This is a genomic window from Candidatus Nucleicultrix amoebiphila FS5, assembly GCF_002117145.1.
GTDB lineage: Bacteria > Pseudomonadota > Alphaproteobacteria > Caedimonadales > Nucleicultricaceae > Nucleicultrix > Nucleicultrix amoebiphila.
Genome location: NZ_CP008743.1, coordinates 1,704,632 through 1,728,121 on the forward strand (window position 1 = coordinate 1,704,632; position 23,490 = coordinate 1,728,121).

General features: G+C 40.9%; 21 protein-coding genes. 16 read left to right on the top strand and 5 right to left on the bottom strand.

Features of this window, described 5'->3' with window-relative positions; all coding sequences use genetic code 11:
- Position 1 precedes the first annotated feature (1 nt).
- The 5 genes from GQ61_RS08450 to GQ61_RS08470 all read left to right on the top strand — a co-directional run bounded on the left by GQ61_RS08450 (position 2) and on the right by GQ61_RS08470 (position 6,047).
- A complete protein-coding gene (locus tag GQ61_RS08450) occupies positions 2–856 on the top strand; it encodes a substrate-binding periplasmic protein (protein ID WP_085784909.1) in 855 nt (284 codons plus the stop codon).
- Between the two features lie 12 nt (positions 857–868).
- Positions 869–3,019, top strand: a complete 2,151-nt coding sequence (locus GQ61_RS08455; protein WP_085784910.1) for an adenylate/guanylate cyclase domain-containing protein — start codon at positions 869–871, stop codon at positions 3,017–3,019.
- Between the two features lie 18 nt (positions 3,020–3,037).
- Entirely contained in the window at positions 3,038–4,306 is a 1,269-nt protein-coding gene (locus GQ61_RS08460) for a dicarboxylate/amino acid:cation symporter (RefSeq protein ID WP_085784911.1), read from the top strand.
- Positions 4,307–4,499: 193 nt separating this feature from the next.
- Entirely contained in the window at positions 4,500–5,306 is an 807-nt protein-coding gene (locus GQ61_RS08465; protein WP_085784912.1) for a hypothetical protein, read from the top strand.
- 27 nt (positions 5,307–5,333) lie between these two features.
- Complete coding sequence (locus GQ61_RS08470) at positions 5,334–6,047, top strand: outer membrane protein (protein ID WP_085784913.1); 714 nt, start codon at positions 5,334–5,336, stop codon at positions 6,045–6,047.
- A gap of 179 nt (positions 6,048–6,226) precedes the next feature.
- Here the strand turns inward: GQ61_RS08470 and gatB are convergent, their stop codons facing one another.
- Genes gatB through gatC form a run of 3 tightly spaced genes read right to left on the bottom strand, consistent with a single transcriptional unit; the run spans position 6,227 to position 9,503 of the window.
- Positions 6,227–7,723, bottom strand: coding sequence for an Asp-tRNA(Asn)/Glu-tRNA(Gln) amidotransferase subunit GatB (gene gatB / locus GQ61_RS08475; RefSeq protein ID WP_085784914.1), 1,497 nt, complete (start codon positions 7,721–7,723; stop codon positions 6,227–6,229).
- Positions 7,720–9,201 (bottom strand): Asp-tRNA(Asn)/Glu-tRNA(Gln) amidotransferase subunit GatA, encoded by a 1,482-nt coding sequence (gene gatA / locus GQ61_RS08480; protein ID WP_085784915.1) that lies wholly within the window; start codon positions 9,199–9,201, stop codon positions 7,720–7,722. The genes gatB and gatA overlap by 4 nt, the downstream gene beginning before the upstream one ends.
- A gap of 14 nt (positions 9,202–9,215) precedes the next feature.
- Entirely contained in the window at positions 9,216–9,503 is a 288-nt protein-coding gene (gene gatC, locus GQ61_RS08485) for an Asp-tRNA(Asn)/Glu-tRNA(Gln) amidotransferase subunit GatC (protein WP_085784916.1), read from the bottom strand.
- 208 nt (positions 9,504–9,711) lie between these two features.
- On the opposite strand from gatC, the gene GQ61_RS08490 reads away from it, so the two are divergent.
- Positions 9,712–11,019, top strand: coding sequence for an Rpn family recombination-promoting nuclease/putative transposase (locus tag GQ61_RS08490; protein WP_085784917.1), 1,308 nt, complete (start codon positions 9,712–9,714; stop codon positions 11,017–11,019).
- Positions 11,020–11,031: 12 nt separating this feature from the next.
- Here the strand turns inward: GQ61_RS08490 and ubiE are convergent, their stop codons facing one another.
- Both ubiE and GQ61_RS08500 read right to left on the bottom strand, forming a co-directional pair.
- On the bottom strand, positions 11,032–11,790 hold the full coding sequence (gene ubiE / locus GQ61_RS08495; protein ID WP_085784918.1) for a bifunctional demethylmenaquinone methyltransferase/2-methoxy-6-polyprenyl-1,4-benzoquinol methylase UbiE: 759 nt from the start codon (positions 11,788–11,790) through the stop codon (positions 11,032–11,034).
- Between the two features lie 16 nt (positions 11,791–11,806).
- The gene (locus tag GQ61_RS08500; protein ID WP_085784919.1) at positions 11,807–12,244 is read right to left on the bottom strand and encodes an NUDIX hydrolase; all 438 of its coding nucleotides are present in this window, start codon (positions 12,242–12,244) and stop codon (positions 11,807–11,809) included.
- Positions 12,245–12,374: 130 nt separating this feature from the next.
- Here GQ61_RS08500 and GQ61_RS08505 point away from each other — a divergent pair, with 130 nt between their 5' ends.
- From GQ61_RS08505 to GQ61_RS08550, 10 genes are all read left to right on the top strand, one after another.
- Positions 12,375–13,079, top strand: a complete 705-nt coding sequence (locus GQ61_RS08505; RefSeq protein ID WP_085784920.1) for a DUF1003 domain-containing protein — start codon at positions 12,375–12,377, stop codon at positions 13,077–13,079.
- A 7-nt stretch (positions 13,080–13,086) separates the two neighbouring features.
- Positions 13,087–13,926, top strand: a complete 840-nt coding sequence (mutM, locus tag GQ61_RS08510; RefSeq protein WP_085784921.1) for a bifunctional DNA-formamidopyrimidine glycosylase/DNA-(apurinic or apyrimidinic site) lyase — start codon at positions 13,087–13,089, stop codon at positions 13,924–13,926.
- 83 nt (positions 13,927–14,009) lie between these two features.
- Positions 14,010–14,270, top strand: a complete 261-nt coding sequence (rpsT, locus tag GQ61_RS08515; protein WP_085784922.1) for a 30S ribosomal protein S20 — start codon at positions 14,010–14,012, stop codon at positions 14,268–14,270.
- Positions 14,271–14,394: 124 nt separating this feature from the next.
- A complete protein-coding gene (dnaA, locus tag GQ61_RS08520) occupies positions 14,395–15,819 on the top strand; it encodes a chromosomal replication initiator protein DnaA (protein WP_085784923.1) in 1,425 nt (474 codons plus the stop codon).
- Positions 15,820–15,822: 3 nt separating this feature from the next.
- Positions 15,823–16,995, top strand: a complete 1,173-nt coding sequence (dnaN, locus tag GQ61_RS08525; protein WP_085784924.1) for a DNA polymerase III subunit beta — start codon at positions 15,823–15,825, stop codon at positions 16,993–16,995.
- Between the two features lie 31 nt (positions 16,996–17,026).
- Positions 17,027–18,160 (top strand): DNA replication/repair protein RecF, encoded by a 1,134-nt coding sequence (recF, locus tag GQ61_RS08530; RefSeq protein ID WP_085784925.1) that lies wholly within the window; start codon positions 17,027–17,029, stop codon positions 18,158–18,160.
- A gap of 26 nt (positions 18,161–18,186) precedes the next feature.
- Complete coding sequence (gene gyrB / locus GQ61_RS08535; RefSeq protein WP_085784926.1) at positions 18,187–20,631, top strand: DNA topoisomerase (ATP-hydrolyzing) subunit B; 2,445 nt, start codon at positions 18,187–18,189, stop codon at positions 20,629–20,631.
- 11 nt (positions 20,632–20,642) lie between these two features.
- Positions 20,643–20,993, top strand: a complete 351-nt coding sequence (locus GQ61_RS08540) for a hypothetical protein (RefSeq protein ID WP_085784927.1) — start codon at positions 20,643–20,645, stop codon at positions 20,991–20,993.
- Between the two features lie 17 nt (positions 20,994–21,010).
- Positions 21,011–21,577, top strand: coding sequence for an isopentenyl-diphosphate Delta-isomerase (gene idi / locus GQ61_RS08545; RefSeq protein ID WP_085784928.1), 567 nt, complete (start codon positions 21,011–21,013; stop codon positions 21,575–21,577).
- Positions 21,570–23,483, top strand: a complete 1,914-nt coding sequence (locus GQ61_RS08550) for a transglycosylase domain-containing protein (protein ID WP_085784929.1) — start codon at positions 21,570–21,572, stop codon at positions 23,481–23,483. The genes idi and GQ61_RS08550 overlap by 8 nt, the downstream gene beginning before the upstream one ends.
- Positions 23,484–23,490: the final 7 nt, after the last annotated feature.

Below are 23,490 nucleotides of genomic sequence, written 5' to 3' on the forward strand. Positions count from 1 at the left end.
AATGAAAACGTTTAAACTCTTTATTTTGCTCTTGGTCATTACTTTCTTGAATGAGAGTGCATATTGCCAAGAAATTTCAGGGACTCAAGCAATAATAAAGAAGGGCGTCCTTGATGTAGCCATGCATGAAAAAGATCAGCCGCCTTTTTTTATGGTAGATAAAGATGGCACGTTAATAGGCGTGGATGTTGAAATTGCCAAGAAAATAGGTGAATCTTTAGGCGTAGAAGTAAGGTTCAATAGAGATTCAAAAACTTTTGATGAGGTGATTGAAAAAGTTAAGAATAAAGAAGCGGATCTGGGGATTTCTAAGTTAAGTTTTACCTTATTACGTGCAAGAAGTGTTCTATATACCGACCCTTATATGGTCCTTAGGAAAGCGCTACTCATTAATCGTCTGGTGTTTGCTAAAATTAAAGCCACACGTTCTGCTGATACTTTGCGTCAGCTCATGAATGAAAAAAGCAGTGTTATTGGTGTTATTGACAAAAGCTCCTATGTCACTTTTGCCCATGACTATTTCCCAGACACGACTATCGTACCTATGGCAACCTGGGAAAACGACATTTTGAAATCTTTAGAAGAAGGAAAAATTCTAGCAGCGTTTCGTGATGAATCAGAAGTTATGAAGTATTTCTTTTTAAAGCCTGAAGCGAATTTCACAATCATGCCTGTTATTTTGAAAAATAATAATGACCCCATTCACATGGTGGTTGCACCAGATAATTTTCATTTTAAGGATTGGCTTGATGGTTTTCTAATCACTCTACATCAAGAATTAACCGTATCATCTATTCTTAGTAAATATGAAAGTTATTTTGAGTATAAAAACGAAAATAAACCTGTCAATAAATAGGGAGAGGCTGATATGTGGTTGTTGAACCATTGGCGATCAAGAAGGCTTTATGTTGATATCGTCGCTAGCTTTTTCCTATTATTGCTTATTACTTGCGCGGCTATAAGCTGGTATACGTATCAGAACAACTCTTCAGCATTAATTAATATAGCTGATGATCTTATTCTCCAAACGAGTCGTGCTTCCATCGATAAAACAATTGATTATTTAGAACAATCCCGCACCCTAACAGAGCTGGGCACTCAACTCATTACCAGTTCAAAAGACTTAAATGTTGAGAATAAGCAACTTTTAAGTTTTATGAAGTGGGGGATGCGTTCTTATTCTTTTATTGCCTCTCTCTATATAGGGACGGAAGACGGAAAGTTTTTACAAGTGAGGCGTTTACCTCCCAACGCTACCTATCGAGCTGATCCTGCCCAATTGTTACCAGGCGGAAGCTATTATGCCATTCGCTTTGTTGACCGTTCTACGAAAGGCGCAGAAACTGAAGTTTGGTCATATGTTGATCAAGAAGGAAAAACTTTAGATACCGAAACTTTGAACAAGGTTATGTATGACCATAGGGGGCGCGATTGGTATCAAAATGTGAACCAAAGTCGCTCATTTAAATGGAGTGACATTTATGTGTTTAATAGTAGTCAACTGCCAGGATTGACAGCCGCCAATCCTATTTTTAGTGGCAACCAATTCATGGGAGTTATGGCTGCTGATATCGAAATTGCTGTTCTTTCAGGGTTTTTGCGTGATTCAAAAATTGGCAAATATGGCAAGGCCTTTATTGTGAGTAGTAAGGGAGAAATCATTGCCCACTCACACCTTGAGAATACTTCTATCGTTGAAGGTAATAAAATTCGTATGGTTTTAGTCAACGATCTGAAAGATATGACTTTAAAAATGGCTTTCAAAGAACACGTGAATAACAAAAAAGATAAATTTGTTTTCCAATATGAAGGAAATGATTATCTGGCCTATTTTATGGCTTTTCCTGGATCGTTTAATAAAAATTGGGGGATTGGGGTTGTAGCTCCCGTGGATGCTTTTATAGGGACTGCAAAGGCGACTAACTATCGAATTCTCTTGATGTCTATCATTATTCTTATTGTCTCTTCATTAGTTGTTTTACTCATAGCTATGAGAATTGCTAAACCCATCATGACCTTGGCGGAAGAAACTAAGAAAATTAGAAGCTTTGATCTTCAAGGAGACGAAGAAGTTAAATCTAGCATTTTTGAAATCCAAGTTCTTAATGAAGCCATGGTTGCCATGCGCCAAAGTATGCGGACTTTTTCTAAGTTTATTCCAAAGATTTTGGTCAGCAAACTAATCAAAACTGGACAAGATATGGCCATTGGTGGAAAGTCACGTAAAGCAACGCTTTTGTTTACTGATGTGGCAAACTTTACGACTTTAAGTGAAAATTATCCGCCCGATAAACTGATTATCCATCTTTCCGAATACTTTGAAGAAATCACCCAAATTATTATGCAATCCAATGGTATTATTGATAAATTTATTGGTGATGCGGTGATGGCTTTTTGGGGAGCTCCAACACCTGATCGTGCTCAAGCAATCCATGCGTGTGTGGCGGCTTTAAAATTCAAGAAACGCTTGTTGGAACTAAATCGCAAATGGAAATTTGAAGGCAAGCCAGAATTGCCAACGCGTATTGGTATCCATACAGGGGAAGTGATCATTGGTAACGTAGGATCATCGGATCGTCTGAATTATACCGCTTTGGGAGATTCAGTGAATCTTGCCTCTCGTCTTGAAGGGGTCAATAAAATGTATGGTACAGAAATCATCATCAGCGAAGAAGTCTATAAAGAGGTGTCTGCTCATGCTCTTGCACGGCCTTTAGATGTTGTTGCTGTGAAAGGTAAGAATCGCGGTATCAAGATTTATGAATTAATAGGATTGATGGGAGATGATCCCGTCTTGTTACCGACCGAAGAGCAAACAGAATTTTGTAAGCTATTTACCAAAGCCTTTCAGGTTTACTTAGAAAAACGTTGGGATGAAGCTATTCGTATCTTTCAGGAAATTGTTACAAAATTTGGACAAGATCAAACAGCAGTAATGTATATCAAGAGATGTAAAGAATTTAAAAAGAAAGCGCCTCCCAAAGATTGGGACGGTGTTGTGCATCTCAAATCAAAATAAGAAGCCCTAGGGAGCATCATGCGATCTATTGTAAAATTAACTGTCAATATCATTAAAAGCCCATTTTTTATCTTTGTGGGGTTGGGACTCGGCCTCTATATTGGTGTTTATCATCAGCAATTGGGGCAATCCATGGCGCCTTATGGAAAGCTTTATATTTCCACTTTACAAATGTCCATTATTCCTTTGGTTGTTACGTCCATTTCCTCGAGCATTGCCAATATTTTTCAAGACAGTCGAGGGAAAGATTACATAATGGGGATTGCTGCTATTTTTATACCATTTCTGATCTACACGAGCGCTATTGGTATTATTGCGGCATTGATCTTGCAGCCAGGCTTTGAAGTTCAAGGCAGCATGGAGGTCATTAAAATCTTGCGTAAGTATGGTCTGACGGTAAGCCCAGAAATTGGCATGGATGATTTTATTGAACCTTCCAATGCACGTGGGCTGATGAGTTTTTTCTTTGACGCTATACCGAATAATATTTTCTCAGCGTTTGCTGATGGCAAAATGATTCAATTAATTCTTGTTTCGATTATTTTTGGTGTCACCTTGGGCAGTTTGAAAACGGTGGCAAAAGGTCATCTTCTTCAGTTTATAGTGGCTGTGCAAGAAATCTTTACGAAAATTATTAGCGTTGTAATTAGAGCGTTACCTTTAGGGGTATTTTTCTTGGTTTCAAGCCAATTAGCGGGCACCAGTGTGGATGCGTTTTTAGCGATGCTTAATTACGTTATCATTCTATGCGCTGTGATTGTTGCCTTGCTTTTGGTGTTTAGTATTATTATCTGGCGACGTTCTGGCTTTAGTTATTTTAATTCTTTAAGTGCTATGAAATATCCAGTTTTTTTAGCGTTGGTAATGTCCAGTAGTTTTGCGGCCATGCCAGCGGCTATGGAAGTATTGACCGATAAATTTAAATTCGAACGCACAGCCACAAACCTCTTAATGCCTTTAGGAATGATTATATTTCGTTATGGAACAATTCTGACCTTTTCTTTCGCTATTATCTTTGTCGCTCAGCTCTATAACATTCCTCTCACTATGCAAGGATATATGATTGTTTTGGTTGGGTCAGCGATTGCTGGTGTCACAACAACAGGAGCAGCGTCGATCGCAGCTCTCAGCATGATGAGCATCGTTTTTGAACCTTTGGGTTTGCCCTTTGGTGCCGCGTTGGTTCTTTTCGTTGCCGTTGATCCGATTATTGATCCTTTCCGCAGTTTGCTTACCATGTATATGAATGTTGGGGTCACCAGCTTGGTTGTAAATCGCGAGAAATAGAAACGTTGGCTCTGTGCCCGTTCAATAAAACGCCAATCAGACAAAATTAACCCTTTGTTAAACAATTGTTACCTTAGAGCTACAGGGGAAAATATTGCCTTCTTAATCTTAAGGAATCCTTGTGAATTGAGGAGGATAGGCCATAAAATGACTCTGTTATAAAACTAACAATAAATCTTAGGGAGAGTTGAGAATGAAAAAACATATTTTGTTAATGCTGACCAGTGCGAGCATGCTCTTTGCCGGCATGACCAGTGAAACTTACGCCTCTGCTCAAAGAGCAAAGCAACAAGTTCAACACCAAGTTCAGGCTGCCGCAGCTGCTGTAGTTCCACCAGGAGGCCTTCTTTTGGATGCTGCTGAAGTTAATCAATTAAAAGCAGATATGTTAGCGCTTGTAACAACTGCAGGTATTGTGGGTGCTCATGGAGCTCCTTTTCAACCCGCTGCTAATCCTACAGCAGTGCAAGTTCACAATGCACTACAAGCAGCAGATGCAGCAATGGCTGCTGGGTTTACAGCACCTGGAGTAGGAGGGATACTCAATCGAATTCGTGCTCGTATTGGTTTGGCTCCTGCAGCTAACCCTGCTAATGATGGTGCTCTTGCAGGTGGTCAACCTGCGAACGATGATGTCATAACGAGAATTGACGATATCATTGGGGATGCCAACCATTTAGCAAACCTAGCTTATGCAGAAGTTGGAATTGTGTATGTTCCCGTTAACTACGCAGCAGGTGGCCCGCATGGTGCGGCAAACCTATTTCAAGGAAAAGAAGCGGCGATTACAGCTGAACTTGCTCGTGTTGTGAATGATGCGATAGGAACTCCTCATTTAAGTGGTGGTGCAAAAGCACTAAAGTTCGGTCCTCTTGTTGATCTCATGAGAGCTGGCTTCCATGATCTTGAAGTAGCTGCAGTCGGTGGTGGTGCAACAGCGGGAGCATCATGGGTAAACGTTAAAGCTACTATCAACGCTACAGGCGCTGTTTTAAACTAATAATAAAATTACAGAGGGACTTTAAAAATGAAAAAAACAATGAAAAAGACACTGGCCTTGGGGCTTATGACATCAGCACTTTTGATGTCTCCGTCTCAAGATGCTAACGCCTTTGTCAAAGGCTTTTACGTGGGTGCCAATGGTGGCGTGGGATACTTGAAAACCCGTGTGAACGCTGATTATGGAGCGAATCTAACACGTCGTTTTGACCATGCTGGAATTGGAGCTACAGGTGGCCTTCATCTAGGATATGGATGGATGTTTGCTCAGTCCTGGTATACGGGCTTAGAAGGGAGCGGAGCTCTCTCCAGTATTAAGGGAGATGAGGATTCAGTGATTGATCTTGCGAACAACACGTTTGAAAAAACATCTTCTCAAGAACGCTACAATTTTGCTCTTGCCTTAAAGCTCGGTAAAGTCGTGGCTGACCATTGCATGGTTTACTTAAGACTGGGCGCGCGTTTTGCCAATTTCCGTTTCACTCAACAACAATATGTTCTTGGGGGAGCAGTGGATTCGCAAACAACGCTGAACAAGACAAAAGTTGGCTTTGAGCCAGGTCTTGGGTTTGCGGTAAAGATTGCTGATCGTTGGACGTTCCATGGAGAATACACCCATGCTTGGTTCAGTAAGCAAAGCTTTGCTAAGAATAACTTTAATGCTGCTGCTGCCGATAATTACAGCATGCAACCGCAAGTGGGTCGCTTCTTAGTAGGCTTTACGTTCCATTTAGGTCGTTAGTCTTCTATTCTATACTTTAAAGCCAGCGGTTTGCGCCGCTGGCTTTTTTTGTGTTTGAAGCGCCAGCTCTTTGTTTGAGCTTCGGCGTCGAGGAAGAAGTAAGGTGGACTGTGCCACGGGGGCATCCTTGTCATCACGAGCACAGCGACGTGATCTAATCGCGCGACGCCGACCGCTGATTAGGACAGCTTCTTCTTTAACAACTCATTGACAACGGTTGGATTGGCTTTGCCTGCCATTTCCTTCATGACTTTGCCTACAAAAAAGCCAAAGAGTTTGTCTTTACCAGCCTTATAGTCAGCAACATGATCGGGGTTTTCGGCCAGGATTCTATCGATACACGCTGTGATCGCAGAGTCATCGCTGACCTGCTCAAGGCCTTTTTCTTTGACAATGACTTCGGGGTTGGCGCCCGTTTCCCACATATCAACGAAAACATCTTTCGCAATACGGCCAGAGATAGTCCCCTTGGCCATCAAGACGATGAGATCTGCCAAATCTTGAGGTTTGACCTTTGACTCAACAATGGTGAGACTGTCTCGATTAAGAGCGGCAAAAAGCTCTCCCAAAATCCAATTGGCTAAGGTCTTCCCTGACTTTGCCAGATCATCGGGAGACGAGATTTTCTTTTGCAACTCTTCAAGGCTTTGTTCGTAATAGTTCGCAATTTCAATTTCTGACGTGAGTAAAGCTGCATCATAATGTGCTAACCCAAAACTATCCATAAAACGCTTTTTCTTTACATCGGGAAGTTCAGGAAGTTGACGACGAAGGGTTTCAATTTCCTCATCGGTGAGAAGAAGCGGCGGAAGGTCCGGATCGGGAAAATATCGATAGTCATGGGCATCTTCTTTTGAGCGCATGGAGCGTGTTTCTCCCTTACTCGCATCAAAGAGGCGCGTTTCCTGATCAATTTGTCCGCCATTTTCTAAAATTTCAATCTGGCGACGCGCTTCATAGTGGATGGCTTGACCAATAAAGCGAATAGAATTCACGTTTTTAATTTCTGCGCGTGTGCCCAAATCTTCTCCTGGTCTGCGAACAGAAACGTTAACGTCGGCCCGCAAGCTCCCTTGTTCCATGTTACCATCGCACGTACCTAAATATCTTAAAAGAGAGCGAAGCTTTTTGACGAAGGCTTGGGCTTCTTCGGCACTGCGAATATCAGGTTCACTAACAATTTCCATCAATGCTACGCCCGCACGATTTAAATCAATAAACGTTGCATCTGGGCGTTGATCGTGGATGCTTTTTCCTGCGTCTTGTTCAAGGTGAAGACGTGTGATTCCGATTCTTTTGGTTTCCCCATTTTCTAAATCGATATCAAGGTATCCTTGCCCCACGATGGGATGTTTAAATTGAGAAATCTGATACCCCGCGGGAAGGTCAGGATAGAAATAGTTTTTACGGTCAAACACCGAAAACTTATGGATAACAGCGTTAAGTCCCAATCCTGTTTTAATCGCTTGCTTGACGCACATATCATTAATGACGGGGAGCATCCCTGGGAAAGCTGCATCAATGAAAGAGACTTGCGCATTGGGTTCGGCTCCGAAAGTGGTCGCTGCTCCTGAAAAGAGCTTTGCTTTTGAAGTAGCCTGGGCATGAACTTCAAGTCCAATGACTAATTCCCAGGGGCCCGTTGATCCTTCTAGATATTTTGTTGCCGTTGTCATGATGCTTTTCTCAATTTTTCAATTTGTTTGGAAAAGTCGGCGGCTTTTTCTATGACAGCGCCGACTTTAAAAAGACGTTCTTCTTCAAAGGCTGGACTAATGAGTTGCAGTCCTAAGGGAAGGCCTTCATTATTTATACCCGCTGGGATAGAGATCCCTGGCAAACCTGCAAGATTCAGAGTTACGGTTAGGACGTCCATCATATACATAGAGATGGGGTCTTTAGGCTCTTCACCAATTGCAAAAGCTGCAGAGGGCACCGTGGGGGTCAGCATGACGTCGACTTTCTTAAAGGCTTCTTCAAAATCTTGCGTGATGAGACGGCGAACTTTTTGTGCCTTAATATAATAAGCTTCATAGTAACCAGCCGAGAGAGCATACGTACCGATTAAAATTCGGCGTTTCACCTCGTTTCCAAACCCTTCTGAGCGTGTGAGTTCATAAAGATCATCGAGTGACTGAGCAGAAGAAGAGCGATGACCAAAACGAATACCATCGTAACGAGCAAGGTTTGAAGAAGCTTCCGCCGGTGCAATAATATAATAGGTGGGAAGAGCATATTTTGTGTGTGGCAGAGAAACATCCACAATCTCAGCGCCACTTTCCTTCAACCATTCGATCCCTTTATCCCAAAGGGCTGCAACTTCTTTATTCATCCCGTCTACACGATATTCTTTAGGAATACCAACCTTTAGACCCTGTATAGATTGACCAATACTTTTGCTGTAATGAGGCACAGGACGATTGACAGAGGTAGCATCCTTGGGATCATGACCTGCCATCACTTCGAGCATAAGAGCTGCATCTTCAACTGTTTTTGTCACTGGACCGGCCTGATCTAAAGAAGAAGCAAACGCTACGATACCCCAGCGCGAGCAACGACCATAAGTTGGTTTGATACCGACAATACCACAAAATGATGCGGGTTGACGAATAGATCCACCCGTGTCTGTAGCCGTCGCTCCTAAAGCTAAATCGCCAGCAATAGCAGCACATGAACCACCAGAAGAACCACCAGGAACATACTTTTTATCGTTACCTTCGACGTGCCACGGGTTAATGACAGGACCAAATGCGGATGTGAGATTCGAAGACCCCATCGCAAATTCATCCATGCTGGTTTTGCCCAGCATAATGCCGCCCGCTTTCCAAAGATTAGAGGTCACTGTTGATTCATAGTGGGGTACAAAGTTGCCAAGGATATGTGATCCCGCGGTTGTCTTAATACCTTGTGTGCAGAATAAGTCCTTAATGGCTAAGGGAATTCCATCCAGCGGTAACATCTCTCCCCGCGCAATACGATTATCTGAATTTTCTGCGCTCGAGAGAGCAAGATCTGGTGTTTCTGTAATAAAAGCATTTAAATGCTTTGACGCTTCAATCCGTTTAATGTGAGACTGGGTGAGCTCAGTGGCTGAAAATTTTTTTGCTTTTAACCCTGCCAAGGCCTCACTCAATGTTAGTTTTGTTAGATCCATCGTAAGTGACCTTTCTATTCGACGACTTTGGGTACGACAAACATGTCGAATTCAGCTTTCGGAGCATTGGAGACCACGCAATGAGGAGCATCCCCTTCTGTGACAATATCATTACGGCGTGGCATTTCTTTTAAGTTAACACTGGTCATAGGGTCTACTTGATCAGTGTTTGTTTCATTAAGTTGCTCTACCCAACTTAAGATTTGCGTTAAATCATTTTGCCAGCGAACAATTTCATCATCTTGGAGCCGAAGACGGGCAAGCCGTGCTACTTTTCTAACTACTTTTTCATCAATCTTCATGGAAATACTCTTAATTTTTGCTGCCTAAACATAATATGCCAACTGCTTTGATGCAAGAGGCGCAATGCTGAATCCCACATTTTTCTCTTCTCGATAGGCAAAATAACTGACAAAAACTTGACATAGTGATAAATATGGATAGAGTGTTCTAAATAAATCATAAAAATCATGCGGGCGGTGTGTAACGTTTCGAACAGGAGAATGTTCCATGGGTCTGCAGTGGGTGCGTCTTAAATTTATATCAGTCGTAGTGTGTTGCTTCGTTGGGGGGATTGGCGAAAGCCAGGGGTCGTTCTTGATGAAAGACCTGGTCGATGGCATGAAGGGGCTTACGCTTCGAAGCAAGCCTCTCCCTCCAAAAATCCAGCATAGGTCTTTTGTCACGAAATCTTCCCAAAAATATCCTCAAGGCGTTTACATCCATGCGACCGAGGATTCGGTGTTTAAGCATGTGATGCAAAAGGATCATTTTCGGAATTCCTTTTTGAGTGCCGTCTTGGGAGAAGAAATTCTAGAGTCTGAATACTTGGATCAGGCCCTGAATCCTCTTAAAAGTTTTACAGCGCTCAGAGGTTTTATAAACGATAAAAAGCATATCCTTCTTATGAAGGAGGTCGAGAAGGACCTGAAGGATCCCCTTGTCATCAATGCCAGGACCAATAGATCCATGGGTAAGATGCGTGAGTTTTTAAAACAGCTTGCGCCGATTTATTATCATCTTGTGGCCTCGCTGCCGGCAGAAGAGCGCAATACCCAGCTGGATTTGATTTGTAAAACACGGTTTGGGTTGATCAATGTGGAAGTGCAAGTTGAACCGCAGAATTTCTGGGACATTCGTATTCTTGATCATGTGTGTGGTTTGTTTCATCGCCAGTTTCCCAAGGGGTTTAAATGGTCAGAGCTTAAAACGGATGTAGACCTTGCCGACAAAGTAAGAAAAGTCGTTGGGATTAGCCTCTTTGAAAACCCGCCCAAGGTGCCCCATCACCTTCATCAACTTCTGCCCTGGTATCGGATGGAGCCTTGGGGAGAAGATGAATTACGCCGGGATTTTGTGTTAGCAGAGAAGAAGGTTCCCCGAATGACACGGAGCGGTCTTGAGTTCATCGATATTAACCTTGGGGCTTTATCCCATCATAAACCTCTTTCAGTCTTAGCGGGGGAGTCTGCAGACTATCGCGAGTGGCTCGAGTTGCTCGCCCATGGTCATTTAAAGTCTATGGAAGAAGTTGAACAGAGTGTGTCGTCACCGGTGATTAAGGAAGCCTATCACACCATTCGAACACTTCCAGAAGATGTGATGATGCGCTATGAGGAAGCTTATATCAAACGTCAAAATATTAGTCATTATGTGAGCGCCCAAAAAGAAGAAGGAATAAAAGAAGGCATAGAAAAAGGTAAGACTGAATCAGCCATGAATTTGTTAGCGATGGGGGTAGAGGTAGAAAAAATCGCAAAAGCTACAGGATTGAGCGAAGAAAAAATCCTCTCTCTTAAAACACAACAGAGCACTTAAAGAATCAGAATTTTAAGTTAGCTTTTGACCACTATGGATGGCTGCGACACCACCGGATAAGTTTTGGTAAGCGACGTTTTGATAGCCAGTAGTGGTCATGAGCGATTTTAGTTCATCTTGCGTATAAAAGCGATCAATGCTCTCAACCAAATATTGGTAGGCGCTCTTATTATTCGCGACCATTTCGCCAATGCGTGGAATGACTTCAAATGAATAGAAGCGATAGAGTTTATCAAAGATTTTTGAAGAAACTTTAGAAAACTCAAGACAAAAGAAAAAGCCCCCTGGTTTGAGGATGCGTAAAATTTCTTTGAGGGATTCTTCAATATAAGTAAAATTTCGAAGTCCAAAAGAAATTGTACAGGTATCAAAGCTTTGATCTTTAAAGGGTAACGTTGCGCCATCTGCAACAATCCAAGTAAGACCGTTAATGATGCCCTGATCAATGGCACGGGATTCTCCTTGGAGAATCATAGCGTGATTAATGTCTACAACAGTCGCTGAGCAACCCTTAAATTCCTGAGTGGTTTTTAAAAAACGACACGCTATATCGCCTGTTCCGCCAGCGAGATCCAGAAGATGCATATTTTCCCGAGGACGAATCATTTTGATAAGTTCATGCTTCCATAGTCGATGAACACCAAAACTCATTAGATCATTCATTAGGTCATAACGACGCGCAACTTCTTCAAAAACACTTTTAACAAGAAAGGTTTTTTCACCTTCAGCGACGGTACGATAACCAAATGACTTTTGTAAATTTTTTACCATGGATAATCCTAGACAATCATGTACGCATGGTACTTATAGCATACATATACTTCTTTAACCACGGAGGAGTATTTTCGTGCTTTTCTATATCTTCCTTTGACATCCAATAAAACTCTGGGACTTCCCGTTGAGAGGCTTTAACGTCAACAAGCGTATTTTTAAGTCGGCAATGAAAAATGACATCAATGACAGGCATTTGTGTTTTTTCCACAAAAAAATAACAACTGGTTACGTAGTGAAGAGGGTCATTTAAAATGAGGCCTACTTCTTCTTGCACTTCTCGTTTAAGTGCATGAATAAGGGCATCGGTTGTATTTTTTTCATCTTGTTCCTCAACTTTTCCACCGGGAAACGCCAACGTACCTTCTCCATGACTACCAATGGGTCTTTTGATTATGAGAAATTTATGGTTGTGCTCAATGGCGCATTCAACAATGACAAGGTATTTTTTCAAGTCTTACTCCTGTGAACGTGGCTTTTATGATAAGAGCTCACCATAGTATAAGAAGACTGAGAAGGTCAATTATCGTGCACATACGTCAAAGGTTGTATATGATGAGATATAAAAAAAGAGGAGAGGTCTTATGCCTGAGAGAGCGCAAAAAAAATGTGTTGTTTGTAAAAAGCGTTTTGCTGAGTCAAGATTGTTTCCTTTAGCATTGCTGCGTCATACACTTTATGAGTTGATTCACCAAGAATACCCACAAGTTTCCAAGACGGACTCCATTTGTTTGGAAGACATGAATCATTTCCATAGTCTGAACTTACAGGATGTTATCAAAAAACAGCGTGTGAAGTTTGGTTCATATGAAAGAAATGTAATCAAAAGTTTTGAACAGAATGGTGTAATTTCCAAAGACATCTCTCAAGAGTATGAAGAAAAATCTACTTTTGGTGAAAGGATCTCTGATCGTGTTGTTTTTTTTGGTGGGAGTTGGAGATTTTTAATTAGCTTTGGTGCTTTTATGGGATTATGGATTTTGATGAACACATATTTTCTTATAAAACAGTCTTTTGATCCATACCCTTATATTTTGTTGAATCTTGTCCTTTCATGTCTTGCTGCTGTTCAGGCGCCTCTGATTATGATGAGTCAAAATCGTCAAGAGGCAAAAGATCGGATGCGCTCTGAACATGATTATGAAGTCAACTTAAAGGCTGAATTAGAAATTAGGCATCTTAACTTAAAACTAGACCATTATATTAAAATGCACTGGCAAGGAATTAAAGCACTGGAGAAAGAGCATAGAGAATTGATAAAAATTATTGAAAAAAGGAAGGTGAGATAGAGATTCTATGCCGGAACTTCCTGAAGTTGAGACGATAAGATTAGGATTAACTCCCGTTTTACGCAAGCAGACGATCACGAAGGTCTTGGTAAAGCGTCATGATCTTCGCCAACCTATACCTAAAGATTTTGCTAGAAGACTAACAGGACTGACAATCAATAGATTAAGTCGTCGCGCTAAATATTTATTGATGCACTTTGAAGGTCAAAATTTTTGTCTCCTTATTCATCTTGGTATGTCTGGGAGATTGTTGGTTTTTGCCAAAGATATGCCGATTGATAAAAGCCCCCATGACCATTGGAGCTTTGAGTTTAAGAGTGGGACGCGACTGGTCTATCGAGACCCCAGACGTTTTGGATTGGCTCTTCTCTTAGAGGTAAAAGATATCAATAAACATCGTTTGTTGAGCCATTTGGGAGTTGAGCCATTTGATAAAGCCTTTAACAGTGATTTTTTAGAGAAAATGTTTAAAGGTAAAAAGGTCTCTATTAAAAATGCTATCATAGATCAAAAAATCATTGTAGGGGTCGGAAATATCTATGCTTCAGAGGTTCTTTTTCGAACAAAACTAAGTCCTTTCAAACCAAGTGGTCAAGTTTCAAAAACAGAATTACAGTCCCTTGTGATGTCTTTACAGATAGTTTTGCAGGAAGCCATAGCAGCCGGAGGTTCAACCTTGAAAGATCATCGAAGACCTTCGGGAGAACTTGGGTATTTCCAATTTTCTTTTAAAGTGTATGATCGTGAAGGATTGATTTGCTTGGTTTGTAAAAAAAAATCTATTGAAAGAGTTGTTCAGGCAGGTCGTTCAACATTCTATTGTCCTCATTGCCAAAAGCTTTCATAATTGTGAATAAGAGTAGTTGACTGACGCTTAAGGGTGGTATATATGACATCCAGATTTAAATTTTTAAGTAACATAAGGTATCTATGGCCAATATAGAATCTGCAAAGAAAAGAATTCGTCAGACTGCTCGTCGTACAGAGCGTAACAAAGCACGCGTGAGTCGCATCCGCACTTTTATTAAAGGTGTTGAAGAAGCGATTTCTTCGGGCAAAAAAGAGAATGCTACAAGCGCACTAAAAGTAGCGCAGTCTGAAATCATGCGAGGGGTGACAAAAGGTGTTCTACACTTGAAGACAGCTTCCCGTAAAATTTCACGTTTATCTGCGAGAGTTAAGTCTCTTTAAGGCTTTCAACCTTTCGGTTGAAAGGAAAGCGTTCCTTTACTAAGGAAACGGTTGGTGTATTTTGTTTCAAATGACGGAAATAAAATGCGTTTGGATTCTACATTGATTCGAAAAGGCTGACCTTATGGCATCACTAGCTGCATCGGTTATAAAAGAATCTGAGCAAGGACAGCAAGGAGCTGATTATGCTCTTTTCTGGCAACAAGTCACAAAAAAATTTCCTGAATCATTTGGTGAAAGTACAACCAATAGCTGGTTATCTCATTTAAAGTTTTATGAGTTTGTATCAGGAAGACTTGTGTTGATAGCTCCGAGTCGCTTTATGCGTGATTGGGTGGATACGAACTGTGGACGTCAAATCCTGAAATTGTTACAACAAAAAAATTCTCAAGTTCTTGCCCTGGATATCATCGTTGATCCTAGTGCATCTTCAAATTCTTCTGTAAAAAGCGATAGAGAAGCTGATCAATACTCCAAAGAGACTCTGATAAATCTTGGTGCAGATCAAGGCGTGGATCAAGATTCTTTTGGCTCTCGTTTGGATCCTCGATATACCTTTGAAAATTTTGTTATAGGTAAACCTAATGAGCTTGCTCATGCTGCAGCACGTCGTGTGGCAGAGGCTGATCAAGTTACGTTTAATCCTCTCTTTCTATATGGAGGAGTAGGGTTAGGAAAAACTCATTTAATGCATGCGATTGCTTGGCATATTCGTAAATGTCATCCTCATCGTAAAGTCGTTTATCTTTCTGCTGAAAAGTTTATGTATCTCTTTATTAGAGCTTTGCGCTTTAAAGATACGGTTGCTTTTAAAGAGCAATTTCGTGCTGTAGATGTGTTGATGATTGATGATTTTCAGTTCATCGCTGGCAAAGACTCGACCCAGGAAGAATTTTTCCATACCTTTAATGCGTTAGTTGATAAGAACCATCAAGTTATTATTTCTGCTGATAAATCTCCTTCTGATTTAACTGGGCTCGAAGAACGTATGCGTTCTCGCTTAGGGTGGGGGTTGGTGGCTGATATTCATCCAACAACGTATGAACTGCGTCTAGGAATTTTACAGTCTAAAGTTGAGCAAATGAAAACAACTTTTCCTGCTAAAGTCTTAGAGTTCCTAGCCCATAAAATTTCTTCGAACGTACGTGAATTAGAGGGGGCGCTTAATCGAATTATCGCTCACTCTATGTTGGTTGGAAGAGAAATTACGATAGAAACTGTCCAGGAAGTACTTACAGATCTTTTAAGAGCAAACGATCGTCGTATTTCTGTTGAAGATATTCAAAAACGAGTAGCGGAGCACTTTAATGTAAGGTTATCCGATATGCATTCGCCAAGACGCTTAAGAACTGTGGCAAGACCAAGACAGGTTGCTATGTATTTGGCAAAGACATTAACCCCATTGTCTTTACCTGAAATAGGTCGTAAATTTGGGGGGCGTGATCATACAACCGTGATGCATGCAGTGAAAAAAGTGGAAGAACTTAAGCAAAACGACTTAAGTCTTTCAGAGGATATTGATTTATTAAGGAAAATGTTACAGAGCTAGACCATGGAAGCCAACGCAGCAGCAGAAAAAATCTCAGAAACTCAAGAAAAACAAGTATCGCAAGCATTTCAAGTGCATGTTGATCGCAATGTCTTTCTTAAAGCCCTTAGTCATAGTCAAGGAGTCGTTGAGAAACGTTCAACTGTTCCTATTCTTTCACATGTTCTTCTTGAGACAACAGGTGAAGGCATTACTCTAACTGCAACTGATTTGGAAGTTGCCATTGTTGAAACAGTGGCTGCTCAAGTAGAAAAGCCAGGGCGTCTTACAGTTTCTGCGCATATGCTATTTGACGTTGTACGTAAGTTACGCGATGGTGCAGAAATTTCTTTAAGTTTCGATGAGGCTCAGAATCGCTTGAATGTTGAGTCTGGTCGTTCTCATTTTGCTTTGCCTTGTTTGTCACCGGATGAATTTCCAGCTATTAATAGTGGTAACCAACCGTATCGTTTTATTTTACCAGCTAAAGACTTATTAGAGCTGTTTGATAGAGTTCGTTTTGCAATGTCAACGGAAGAAACGCGGTACTATCTGAATGGTATTTATCTACACGCTTTTCAAAGTAAAGAGTTGCGGGCAGTTGCAACAGATGGACACCGTTTGGCTAAAATGAGTTTGCCTCTTCCTCAAGGAGCTGAGGCTATTCCAGGTGTTATTATTTCGCGAAAAACGATTAATGAGGTACTGAAAATTGTATCTGAAGAAGTGTTAGATGTTGAAGTGTATCTTTCGAACACACAAGTTAGCTTTAAATTTTCCGATACCTATTTTACTTCACGACTGATTGATGGAACGTTTCCTGATTATGAAAAAGTTATACCTGCGCATAATGACAAGGTGATGACGGTTGATATGGAAGCATTTGCAGAAACAGTGGATCGTGTCGCTACAATTTCATCAGAGAAAAATCGTGGGATACGTTTGTCCTTAAAAACGAACAAGTTGGTTTTGACGGCGACAAGTAATGAATCTGGTCATGCGGTTGAAGAACTGGAAGTAGATTACAATGCGTCTGGTATCGAGATTGGCTTTAATTCTAGATATCTCTTGGATATTGCACAGCAAATTGGCAATGAGAGTGCTAGTTTTTCTTTTGCTGATTCGACATCTCCTACGATTATTCGTAGTCGCAATGATCAAGAAGCACTTTATGTTCTCATGCCGATGCGCGTGTGAGAACATTCACGGCTACGAGAAATAATCCATCATGAGAGAGGGTGTTAGCCGGTTACAGTTAACAGCCTTTCGTTCATATAAAAATCTCGATTTAAAGTTAGATCCTCGACCTGTAGTACTTTCGGGCGTCAATGGTGCAGGTAAAACAAACATTTTGGAAGCGCTCTCTTTTTTGGCACCTGGGAGAGGTCTTCGCAAATCTCAACTCTTAGATATCTCTCATAAGGATAATGGACAAAGTCCTCTTCAACACTGGGCTGTTTCAGCAACGGTTTTCTCAAGTCTAGGGGAACGTCAAATAGGGACAGGTCTTGAATATGGTCCATCAAAAGAACGAAGGGTGATAAAAATAGAAGGAGAATATGCTAAGAATCAAAGCTCTCTTAATAAAGAACTTTATGTTTCTTGGTTAACACCACAGATGGATAGATTGTTTATGGAAGGCGCGAAAGAGCGTAGACGCTTTCTTGATCGTCTTGTTTATGGTTTGGACGCTGGTCATGCGGAGCGTGTTGCTCGTTATGATTTTTTTACCCGTGAGCGCTTAAAGGTTCTTATGCAACCTAAGCCTGATCCCCAATGGCTTTCAACTCTAGAAGAAAAAATGGCTGCTGAAGCTATTGCGATAGTGGATGCTCGGGTTAATTTTTTGCACTTCTTAAGTGAAGCTAAAAATCAATCTTTTGGCAACTTTCCAAAAGCGCAGCTTTCCTTAAAAAGTAACTTGGCGGAGAAGTTGCAATCTTTTCCTGCTCTACACGTTGAAGAAGACTTGAAAGAAGAATTGCATCAGACGCGCACTGTGGATCGTGAAGTGGGACGAACCAGTGTAGGAGCTCATAAGGATGATTTGAGCGTATTTTTTGTCGACAAGGGATTGCATGCCGAACAGTGTTCAACTGGTGAACAAAAGGCGATGCTTTTATCAATTATTATGGCTGCTGCACGTATTCAATCAACAATAAATCCTGGAGCGGCTTTACTTCTTTTAGATGAAGTGGTAGCTCATTTAGATGAGAGTAGAAGGCAGGCTCTTTTTGAAGAAATTCTTAATCTAAATATTCAGGCCTGGATGACAGGAACCGATGCGGATTTATTTAAAAATTTAGACGAAAAAGTTCAGCATTTTCAGGTAAAAAATGCTATAGTCCGTGCCATAGTGTGACCAATTATTAACGCTGGTGATCTAATATGAAAAATGAAACGACTTCAACGACCCCTGACCATATTGAAAATGATGAATATGGTGCCCATTCGATTAAAGTTCTAAGAGGGCTTGATGCGGTCCGAAAGCGGCCTGGAATGTATATTGGCGATACAGACGATGGCTCAGGTCTTCATCACATGGTCTATGAAGTCATAGACAACGCCGTTGATGAAACGTTAGCTGGATATTGTGATCGAATCGAAGTGACTTTGAATTCAGACGGTTCAGTAACGGTTGTCGATAATGGTCGTGGGATTCCAGTTGGTATTCATGAAGAAGAAGGAGTTTCAGCTGCTGAAGTTATCATGACGCAACTCCATGCTGGTGGCAAATTCGATCAAAATTCTTATAAAGTTTCGGGAGGTCTCCACGGAGTTGGTGTATCTGTGGTAAATGCTCTTTCTGAATGGTTAGATCTGACAATTTGGCAGCACGATAAAGAGCACTTTATGCGCTTTAAGGATGGTGTTCCGGAAGTTTCTTTGAAAGTTGTTGGAGAAACGCCAGGGAAAACAGGAACGCGCGTCGTTTTTAAGCCCTCGAACCAAACATTTACAATGACAAATTTTGATTATGCAACACTTGAGCATCGCTTTCGTGAACTTGCATTTCTTAATTCTGGAGTTCGTATTATTCTGACTGATTTGAGAGATAGCGAGCCAAAAACTACTGAACTTCATTATGAAGGCGGTATTGCTGCATTCGTTCACTATTTAGACCGCAGTAAAAGCGTACTACATGAAACTCCTATCAGTTTTACAACTGAGCAAAACAACATCGTGGTTGATATTGCTATGGAGTGGACTGATAGTTATCATGAATCTGTCTTGTGCTTTACAAACAATATTCCACAGCGTGATGGGGGAACTCACTTAGCTGGGTTTCGTTCGGCTCTGACACGTATGATTCAGAATTATGCAACAGAAACTGGCATTTTAAAGAAAGAAAAAATTGCACTTAGTGGTGAAGATGCGCGTGAAGGATTGACAGGGGTTATCTCAGTGAAAGTTCCTGATCCTAAGTTTTCTTCGCAAACTAAAGATAAACTTGTGTCGTCCGAAGTTCGTCCTGTTGTTGAAAATGCTGTAGCTGATAAATTGGGACAGTGGTTTGAAGAGCATCCAGCTGAAGCTAAAAAAATTATTGGTAAAGTTGTTGAGGCAGCTGTGGCCCGTGAGGCGGCACGTAAAGCCAGAGAACTAACACGTCGTAAAGGTGTACTCGATTTAGCTTCTCTTCCAGGAAAACTTGCTGATTGCCAAGAACGTGATCCAAGTCAGAGTGAATTGTTTCTGGTTGAGGGAGATAGCGCTGGTGGCTCAGCAAAGGGAGGTCGCAATCGTCGGTTCCAAGCGATTCTTCCTTTAAGAGGAAAAATTCTAAACGTTGAGCGTGCTCGTTTTGACAAGATGCTCGGTTCTCAAGAAATTGGAACATTGATTGCAGCGCTAGGAACTGGAATCGGAAGTGAAGATTTTACACTGGATAAAATTCGTTATCATCGCATTATTATTATGACGGACGCTGATGTTGATGGTAGTCACATCCGTACACTTTTGTTGACCTTCTTTTTCCGACAGATGCCTGAAATCATTGAAAAAGGGTATTTATATATCGCTCAACCGCCACTCTATGGTGTTAAAAAGGGTAGTTCAATCATTTATCTAAAAGATGATCGCGCGTTAGATGAGCACCTCTTAAAAACAGGTCTGGAAGGGGCATCCCTCGACCAAAAATCTGGAGGCCGTGTTGTTGGCGAAGATTTACGTAATTTAGTGCTCAATGCACAGAAGATTAAGAAAAACATTGAAGGATTATCTGAGAAAATTGGTTCATTGATTGTTGCAGAACAAGCTGCAATATTAGGGCTATTTGATACAGAAAAACTTTCCCCGGGAAATATTAAAACTTCAGCAAGTGCTTTATCTGAACGACTCAATACGCTTGGTATTGGAGGATCTCAAGAAAAATGGTCTTCTCGCGTGGAAGAGACGACTATAGTGTTGACTAGGTCTGAAAGGGGTGTCGAAGAAAGCTTTAAATTAACAGCTCCTATGGCTAACTGGAGTGACGCTTACCAAGTCAAAATAATGCAAAAAGACCTTTATGAGTTTTTTGAGCATCCGTTAAAATTGAACTTGAAAGATAAATCACTGGCCATTTATGGACCTAAGGGATTATATGAAGCTATCATTGAGCAAGGTCGCAAGGGTATTACGATTCAGCGTTTTAAAGGGTTGGGAGAGATGAATGCGAATCAACTGTGGGATACCACTCTTGATCCAGATGTTCGTACTTTGCTACAGGTGAAAATTACCCATGCTGATCAAGCTGAAGAAGTCTTTTCTATGCTGATGGGGGATTTGGTAGAACCGCGTCGTGATTTTATTCAAGCTAATGCCTTGAAAGTATCAAACTTAGACGCATAAGGAATTTCTTAATGAAAAAAATTATTTTTACTTTTATCTGTTTGTTGACGATTGGACCAGAAACAAAGGCTGATATCAATACTGATTTAAAGAACACATTTGTTGATAGGAATTCCTTAGACATTCCCCTGCCTAATAACGTAGAGGAAAAACGTTTTCAACAAGAAGAGAATCGTTTAAGAAAAATTGGCCTCAAAAAAAGTTTTCTGTCAATTGAAGAGGGAAGGCCTCTCAATGAAAAAGACGTTTCTGGTCGCTTAAATGACTATGATCCAATACGTAAACACTATGATACAATGAATAAACAAAAAAGCGACGCAACTAAAATCGTTCGACCTAGTGGCTTACAGAATAAAAAGTAAAGGTTCTAACATTAGTGATGTCCTCTGAATTAAACTCAGTCAATCTTATTCTTGTTAATTCTGGCGATCATGAGATTGGAACGATGGAAAAATTAGAAGCTCATCAAAAAGGACTTCTTCACAGAGCTTTTTCAGTAATGATTTATGATCAAGCAGGACGGCTTCTTATTCAAAAACGTGCTGCTCACAAATATCACTCAGCCAATCTGTGGGCAAACAGTTGTTGTGGCCACCCTTATCCTAATGAAGATTCTAAAGTTGCTGCTGAAAGACGACTGAATGAAGAGTTGGGATTTACTGTACCTGTGGCGCCTCGTACAAAAATTAAGTATGCTTTGACATTAAAAGATGGGCTCTATGAACGAGAATTTGTTCACGTTTTTGAAGGGATTTTTGAGGAATCAATTCATCTAGACCCTAATCCTGAAGAGGTATCAGAAATTGCGTGGGTGGATCCAAAAGAAATATTGATTGATGCTCTACAAAATCCTGAATTTTATGCTCGTTGGTTTAAACTGTATTTATTTAAATATTTTAATTCTGTCTTTCTTGAATCACCGATTTTGATAAAATCTCATGAATGAGAAGCGCATTGAACCAAGCTTAATAGGTGAAAATCGGCAAAGATTTAGGTCTGCTGGTAAAGAATCTATTCGCCAGAAAAAGCATAAAAAAACAAAACGTGAAGGTTTGTTTTTTAGACTAATCAAATGGATGCTGATTCTGGTTATTTGGGGAACCGTTGCTGCTGGAAGTCTTATTGTTTGGTATGGGTATGACCTGCCAGATATTCACAAACTTCAAGCTACGGTACGTCAGCCTGGAATAACTCTTTTGGCAAGAGATGGCTCACTGATTGCAACCTATGGAGAGCTTTATGGAACACAGATAAAACTTGAAGAGTTGCCTGCTCATACAACCCAGGCTTTATTAGCAACTGAAGATAGGCGTTTTTATGAACATTTTGGTGTTGATATCTTTGGTGTAATGCGGGCGATTTGGAATAACTATCGCCGGGGAGGGGTTGTACAAGGAGGGAGTACAATTACTCAGCAACTTGCTAAAAATTTCCTTTTGTCTGAAAAGTTGTTTTCGCCGCAAGATCGTAGTCTTCGCCGCAAGGTGCAAGAGCTATTACTTGCTTTTTGGTTGGAGTCAAATTTAACCAAAGATCAAATTTTATCAATTTATCTTAACCGCGTTTATTTCGGTGCAGGAACTTATGGCCTTGAGGCTGCTTCACAAAAATATTTTGGTAAGTCTGCGAGTGATTTATCTCTCTATGAATCTGCTATTTTAGCAGGTCTTCTTAAGGCACCCTCAAAATATTCTCCTTTAACCCATCCAGAAGCTGCTGAAGGCAGAGCTAGAGTTGTCCTTGAGAACATGGTGAAAGTTGGGTTCATTTCTGAGCAAGAGGCCAAATTTCAGCGCATTCTTTTAAAGAATCCTTCCTCCAATGCTAATGTAATTCATAAAGCGCGTTACTTTGCAGATTGGATCATGGAAACCCTCCATGATTTTGTTGGAGACGTTCAACAAGATTTAATTATTAAAACAACTCTGGATCTAAAATTGCAGAATTTAGCTGATGAATCCTATCACGCTCTGTTGGATAAAGAAGGTCAAGCCCATCGTGTTTCTCAAGGGGCCATGATTGCTATGACGCCAGAGGGAGGAGTGCGTGCACTTATTGGTGGACGAGATTATCAAAAGAGTCAGTTTAATCGTGCTACTCAGGCCCGCCGACAGCCAGGTTCAGCTTTTAAATTGTTTTTATTTTTAGCGGCTCTTGAAAAAGGGTATGACCTCCAGACGATTGTTAGTGACTTGCCAGTTCAAGTAGGGAAGTGGCGTCCAAAAAATGATGATCATTGGCAAAGTAAGGGGGATATTACTTTTGAAGAGGCATTTGCTGAATCAGTCAATACTTCTGCTGTGCGTATTATAAGCGACATAGGATATAAACCGGTTATTGAAGTTGCTAGTCGTCTTGGTCTTTTAGGCGTGCAGCCCAAGAATCTTACACTTGCGTTAGGAACCGGTGAAGCAAGCTTGCTTGAAATGACTGCTGCTTATGCTTCAGTGATGAACCACGGCTTTGGAGTCTGGCCATATGGGATTCTTGAAGTTAAGACTCCTGAAGGTGTGGTGCTTTATCAACGTCGGAATCAAGGGGCGAGTCGAGTGATTGACAAGGAAAACGTTGTTAAGCTTTTGTATATGCTTCAAAAAGTGATGGAATATGGAACAGGCAAACGTTCGATTCTTAATCGTCCTTGTGCAGGAAAAACAGGAACAACTCAAAATTATAATGATGGCTGGTTTATAGGCTTTACTCCAGATCTTGTGACAGGGGTATGGATGGGGAATGATGATAACGTTCTCATGAAAAAAGTCCCAGGGGGTGGATTACCAGCGCAATTGTGGAAAAAATTTATGGAAACGGCTCACAGCGGATTGCCCATCAAAAATTTTCCGGATTTTTAGAGTAATT